This window comes from Candidatus Hakubella thermalkaliphila (assembly GCF_013281975.1).
GTDB lineage: Bacteria > Actinomycetota > Humimicrobiia > Hakubellales > Hakubellaceae > Hakubella > Hakubella thermalkaliphila.
Map to the genome: position 1 here is coordinate 21,822 of NZ_BLRZ01000011.1, position 6,000 is coordinate 27,821.

General features: G+C 48.5%; 5 protein-coding genes. All 5 read right to left on the reverse strand.

Translation table 11 applies throughout. The features are described from left to right. Positions 1–97 precede the first annotated feature (97 nt). Complete coding sequence (locus HW443_RS02085; protein ID WP_176237861.1) at positions 98–1,006, reverse strand: sugar phosphate isomerase/epimerase family protein; 909 nt, start codon at positions 1,004–1,006, stop codon at positions 98–100. 140 nt (positions 1,007–1,146) lie between these two features. Then, positions 1,147–2,157, reverse strand: coding sequence for an ABC transporter permease (locus HW443_RS02090; protein WP_176236788.1), 1,011 nt, complete (start codon positions 2,155–2,157; stop codon positions 1,147–1,149). Beyond that, the gene (locus tag HW443_RS02095; RefSeq protein WP_176237862.1) at positions 2,150–3,250 is read right to left on the reverse strand and encodes an ABC transporter permease; all 1,101 of its coding nucleotides are present in this window, start codon (positions 3,248–3,250) and stop codon (positions 2,150–2,152) included. Before HW443_RS02095 ends, HW443_RS02090 begins: the two co-directional genes overlap by 8 nt. Continuing rightward, on the reverse strand, positions 3,247–4,773 hold the full coding sequence (locus HW443_RS02100; RefSeq protein ID WP_308751043.1) for an ABC transporter ATP-binding protein: 1,527 nt from the start codon (positions 4,771–4,773) through the stop codon (positions 3,247–3,249). Before HW443_RS02100 ends, HW443_RS02095 begins: the two co-directional genes overlap by 4 nt. A gap of 87 nt (positions 4,774–4,860) precedes the next feature. Then, a partial coding sequence (locus HW443_RS02105) for a BMP family lipoprotein (protein ID WP_308751044.1) occupies positions 4,861–6,000 on the reverse strand: 1,140 nt, incomplete at its 5' end.

The window sequence follows — 6,000 nt, forward strand, 5'->3', positions numbered from 1 at the left end:
TCACGCTGAAAAAATAGCGTATAAGTGATTGAACACAAAAGACCAGAGGCTGAAGTTTACCCTGGGCCAGGACATAAATCCTGTTTTTCAGTAGGAACTAGCCAATTCCCATCTCTTCCAAAAACCGAAGGCTTTCGGAGAGCTCCTCTGGACTGACATAGGGATGTGCCTCCATTATTTTGATGGTGGAAGGGGAGACGTGCTTCTGAACAAAAGAAAAGTCCACCTCTCCAGACCCCGGGGCAAAGTGATCCTTGTAATCTCTCACATCGTGGAGATGAATTCCGATCATCTGGGAGGAATAGGTCTCCAAAAGTTCCTTCTGACTTGACACCCCCAGTTTCTCCTGGATTATAGCGTGTCCTACATCGTGCCAGTAGCGAAGGTTGCTTCCTCTGAATTGCTCCAGGATCAAACCTATTTCCTCAAAATCAGGAATCTGATGGAAGAAGTAGCGGTTCTCTACGCCCACATAAAGATTCCTTTTTTCGGCCTCTTCATTAAGCTCTTCCAGGCAGAGAAGTACCGCTTGGAAGCTTTTCTCCCGTAATTCCTTTCTTTGACGAAGGAGTTCGTCAACTATGGCTCGTGCTCTTTCCAGAGCAGAGCCCCCCTGTTTGTGGAGCTCAATCACTTCCTCCATGCGAGATTCCATGGGGACACGGCCCAGGTGGAAGACAACCGCTTTGGCTCCTAACTGGTCAGCTATCTCCATCGTTTTTACGGCAAACTTAACGGCCAGGGCTCGCTCTTCTTCATCTTCCGAGCTAAAGAGAAAGACATCTCCGCCGGGCTTGCGAGGTGGTTCGGGAGCTGGGAAGACGTTATGCATGCTGATTACCATCGGCTGGCGTTTCTCAAGAGCGGGCTGCATCTGGGCAAAGACTTCAGGGCTAACCCTGTACTCCAGCTCTACAGCTTTTATTCCGACACTTCGTATATCTTCTAGAATCGCTTCTCCGTTGTTGGTTTGGGCAGACCTCCAGCATGTTGATACTCCTAGCATTTGGTGAACAGCACTCCCTTCCGTGTCATAACCACCCTAACCCATGTTCACCGAACTTTTGCTCACCTATAGAATGTCCGTCAATGGTCTTGCACTGTGAGAAATATCTGAGTCTTTCCTTCTGAATTCTAAGTCCTGTCTTATCCTTTTTCGTAAGGTTGTCCAATAGCCTGGGGAGGAACAGCTCTTCCCACAAAGCCGGCCAGGACCAAAATGGTAAGCAGATAAGGGGTGGCTAAGAAGACCCCTCGAGGTATATAAGCGAGGAGAGCGGGAAAGGATACAGCAATTGCCACCTCCAGGGCTCTAAAAAAGGCAAAGAAGAAGGAAGCCCCCAGGGCTCCCAAAGGGTTCCATTTTCCGAAGATCATGGCGGCCAGGGCTATAAAACCGCCTCCAGCAGGGACATGGATGGTGAAAAGGTTAGAAATCCCCAGAGATATGTTTGCTCCGGCTATCCCGGCCAGGACTCCACTTACAATAACGGCAAAATAACGGCTCTTAAACACATTGATGCCCAGGGTATCAGCAGCCCTGGGGTGTTCTCCCACTGCTCTAAGGCGCAGTCCCCAGGTGGTTTCAAAAAGGAAAAGGTATAAGAGGATGGGTAAAACTAAGGCTATATAGGTGAAGACCGTCTGTTGCCATAAGACCTTACCTAAGAAGGAGTAGGGGTCGATCCAGGGAATCACAATGGGACGGTTGGCAAAGGCTAAGGGGACGGGAGGGGAATGGCCGGCTGTGCCGAAAATCTGCATGAGAAGATAGGTCATCCCGCCGTAAGAGAAGATGTTTATGGCGACCCCATTTACAATCTGATTGCCCTTCCAGGTCACGCAGATATAAGCGTGGAGCAGTCCCACTAAAGCCCCACCCAAGATAGCGGCTAAAAGTCCTATCCAGGGGGACAACTCAAAAAAGATAGGATCGTTAGAGAAATGATATCCCCAAAAATAGGCCGCTGTTACGGAGGTAAAGGCACCTATTCGCATTATTCCTTCCAGGGCTATATTGATGACTCCAGACCGTTCAGCTATTACCCCGCCCATGGCGGCGATAGCGGTAACAGCCCCGAAGGCTAAGGTAAAGTTAAGTAAGGTGGGGAGCATTTCATAGAGAACTGAGATAGCTAAAACCTCTTCCCTAAACATCTTCTGCTACTGCTGTGGCAGTGATGGGTTTTGCATATTTGATAAGAAGGTAACGAATAATCCCCTGGGCGGCTACAAAGATTACGGCTAAGGCCTGAAGAATATCGGCAAAGGATTTGTGTATCCCTACTAACTGCATCATGGCAGCTCCCTGCCGGACACCACCGAAGAATAAGCCTGCTGATAAGACGCCGAAGGGGGTAGTGTTACCTACAAGGGCCATGGCTATCCCGTCAAAGCCGTAACCAGGCCTGAAAACTGCCGGGTAGGAGTGAAGGACACTCATAACGAGGACAGCTCCTGAAATAGCGGCCAGACCGCCAGATATGAACATGGCAATGAACATAGTGCGGTCTACATTGATACCTGAATAGCGAGATGCCTCCTGATTGTAACCCACAGCCCTAATTTCATAACCTAAGCTAGTACGAAAGAGAAGGAGATAGATAGCTATGGTGGCCAGGAGGGCAATAATTATGTCGACCTTCAAACCGATAGCCGGAATTATGCTCCACAGTTGAGCTGTGGCATTGATGGTGTGGGTTCCTGTGGGAACTACCACCCCTGGGTCTGCAGGTACCCTTAAAGGCCCTACCACCAAATAATTTTCAATTAAGTTGAGAGCTACCCAGTTGAGCATAATGGTGGAGATTACTTCATGTACTCCTCGCTTTAATTTAAGATAGGTGGCAATAGAAGCCCACAATCCTCCATGTATAAAGGAGATAACGAGGATAAGGGGTATGGTTATGAAGGAGGGGAGATCAAGGAGAATTCCAAAATAAGCTGCGCTGATAGCTCCCACCAAGAACTGTCCTTCCACCCCAATATTGAAGAGTCCACAGCGGAAGGCTAAAGCCACCGAGAGACCAGTCAGGGCGAGAACTGAAGCATTTTCCAGGGAACGAGCAAGGCGAAAAAGCTGAGCCCTGTCCGGCCAGAGACCCATGCCAGCAAAAAGATTCTGATAGCCCTTGAAAGCATCTCCCCCAGTCAAAATAATTAAAATGAAACCAAATACTAAAGCCGTCAACACTGCTACAAAAGGAACCAGAAAATCTATTTTTTTTTCCTCTAACCTGGGGATTATCATGCCTTTACCTCGTCGGTTCTCTTGACCCCTAACATTAAAAGGCCCAACTCCTCTTCGGTAGCCTGGGAGGCATCTAATTCTCCTCTAATCTCCCCCTCGTAGAGGACAATTATTCTATCGGAGAGGGACATAATCTCCTCTAGATCCAGGGATACCAAGAGAATAGCCGTTCCCTCGGCTCGAGCCTTAAGAAGCCTTTCATAAACAAATTCCGTCGCTCCTACATCTAAGCCTCTGGTAGGCTGAGCAGCTATAATGATGGGTGGGGCGAAGCTTAGTTCACGAGCCAGGATCACCTTTTGCTGGTTTCCCCCTGAGAGGTTCTTGGCTTCAACATTTTTTCGAGGCGGCCTTATATCAAAGAGGCTAATCCTTTCTTCAGCACTGGTATCGATCTGGGCAAAGCTTAACCATCCTCTCCGGGAGAAGGGAGTTTGTGTTTGTCTTCCTAAGATAAGATTGTAAGCTACGGTGAAGGGAAGCACCAGCCCCCTCTTTTGCCTGTCTTCGGGGATGTGCCCTAACCCTTTCTGCCGCACCTCCCCGGGGTTGTACTTCTTAAGACGGTTTCTCTTTATCCATATCTCTCCTGCTTCCAATTTTCTAAGCCCAGTCAAAGCCTCTACCAGTTCTGTCTGTCCGTTGCCCTCCACTCCTGCTATTCCCAGAATCTCCCCTGCACGAAGTTGGAGCGAGACGCCTTTCAGAGCCAGAAGACCTTTACTATTCAAAGCCTTCAAACCCTTAGTTTCTAAAAGCACCTCCCCTACCAGGGGTGGACTTTTCTTCACCTCCAAAACCACATCTCTTCCCACCATCAATTTAGCCAGCTCTCTCTCGTTGGTCTCCTTAACCTTCACCACCCCTCTCACCTTACCGTTACGCAAGACTGCAATACGGTCCGCAATAGATAAGACCTCCTTTAATTTGTGGGAGACGAAAAGGATGGTTTTGCCCTCCGAAGAGAGCATTTTTATCGTTTTGAAAAGTTCCTGGGTCTCTTGAGGGGTTAGAACACTGGTAGGCTCATCTAAGATTAGAGTCTCCGCACCCCGATAGAGGGTTTTAAGAATCTCCACCCGCTGTTGTTGCCCCACGGGTATACTTTCCACCACGGCCGTAGGGTCCACATTTAGGCCAAAGCGTTGAGAGAGCTCTCTGGCCTTCTTTACTGCCCCTTTGAAGTCCAGAACAGCTTTAAACCTTGTAGGCTCTGCTCCCAGAACTATGTTTTCAGCGACAGTAAAGACAGGCACTAAGGTAAAGTGTTGGTGAACCATCCCGATTTTAAGGGCAATAGCGTCAGAGGGACTATGGATAGAAGCTAATCTTCCGTCAATCCAAATTTCACCTTCATCTGGCTGATAAAAGCCAGAGAGGATATTCATTAGAGTAGTTTTGCCTGCCCCTTTTTCTCCTACAACGGCAAGGACCTCCCCCTTTTCTATCTCCAGGGAGATGTGGTCATTAGCCTTGACCCCAGGAAAACTTTTTGAAATGCCTTTAAGCTCCAGGTAAACCATACTCATTTAATTCAAAAAGAGGGGGCCGGACCCTTGCTTCCGACCCCCTCTTTTTTTTTAAGGTACTCCTATTTCTTTAAGGTACTCCTATTTCTTCCAGAGCTCTGTCGCTGGTGGAGTAAAGATGACTGGTCGGTCTCCTGTGGGGTCAATCTTGGTCTCGTCTGGTACCACGAGGGTTCCCTCAATGATTAGCTGCTTTAGATTAGCTATGTGGTCTAAGATCTGGGGATCTTTGGCCATAATCATATCTTTAGTGTAGGTAAGGGGACTTATATCTACCCCACCTTCCTTGACTCCTAAAACGATGATCTCTGCCTTATAGGTTTCGTTGAGGACCGATTCTATGGAGCGGTAAACTGCTAAGTCTACCATCTTGAGCATGGAGGTAAGAACTCGCCCTGGAGCCATCCAATCCTGGTCGGAATCTACCCCAATGGCAAAATAGCCTTCACCCATATCTCGGGCGGTATCGATGACTCCTATTCCAGAAGCTCCCGCAGCAGCAAAGATTATATCTGCCTCCTTTCCGAAGATAGCCTTAGCTGAGGCAGCTCCCTTAAGGGGATCTCTAAAGTCTCCCGTATAGTCAACCAGTACGCCACGTCCTTCTGGCCCAGCTGCCTCAGGGTTAGTAGTCATAACTCCTGCTTTATATCCGGCCTCAAAACGGTGGATGATAAAAATGTCCATTCCCCCTACAAATCCTACCTTATTGGTCTCGGTCATCAGCCCAGCTAAGGCGCCTACCAAGAAGGAACCTTCGTTTTCTCTGAAGAGATAGGCCTGGGTATTGGGAAGCATCTCCACTTCCCCCTCCGGGTTTGTGGGCAGACCATCAATGATCATGAACTTAACGTCGGGAAACTCCTTGGCTACTTTATAAACAGCTTCAGATTGGAGAAATCCCACAGCGACTATCAGATCTAACCCTTCTTCGGCCAAGGTTCTTAAATTGGGGTAGAAATCTTCAACCACTCTTGATTCTATAACCCTGGGTTCAACGCCTAAGCTTTTAATCTCACCCTTCAAGAATTCTGGAACAGTGGCCAGGTCTCCCCCTGCTGCCCATAACTCCAATCCTCTCAAAGCAGCATCATTAAAAGATTTATCTCCTCTACCACCTACGCTAGTAACCAGCCCAATCCTTAAGGCAGACTCTTCCACCACCGGCTCTTCCACCAACCGCTCTGGCCTGCTTACATCGTACAGCGCACATCCCCCTAC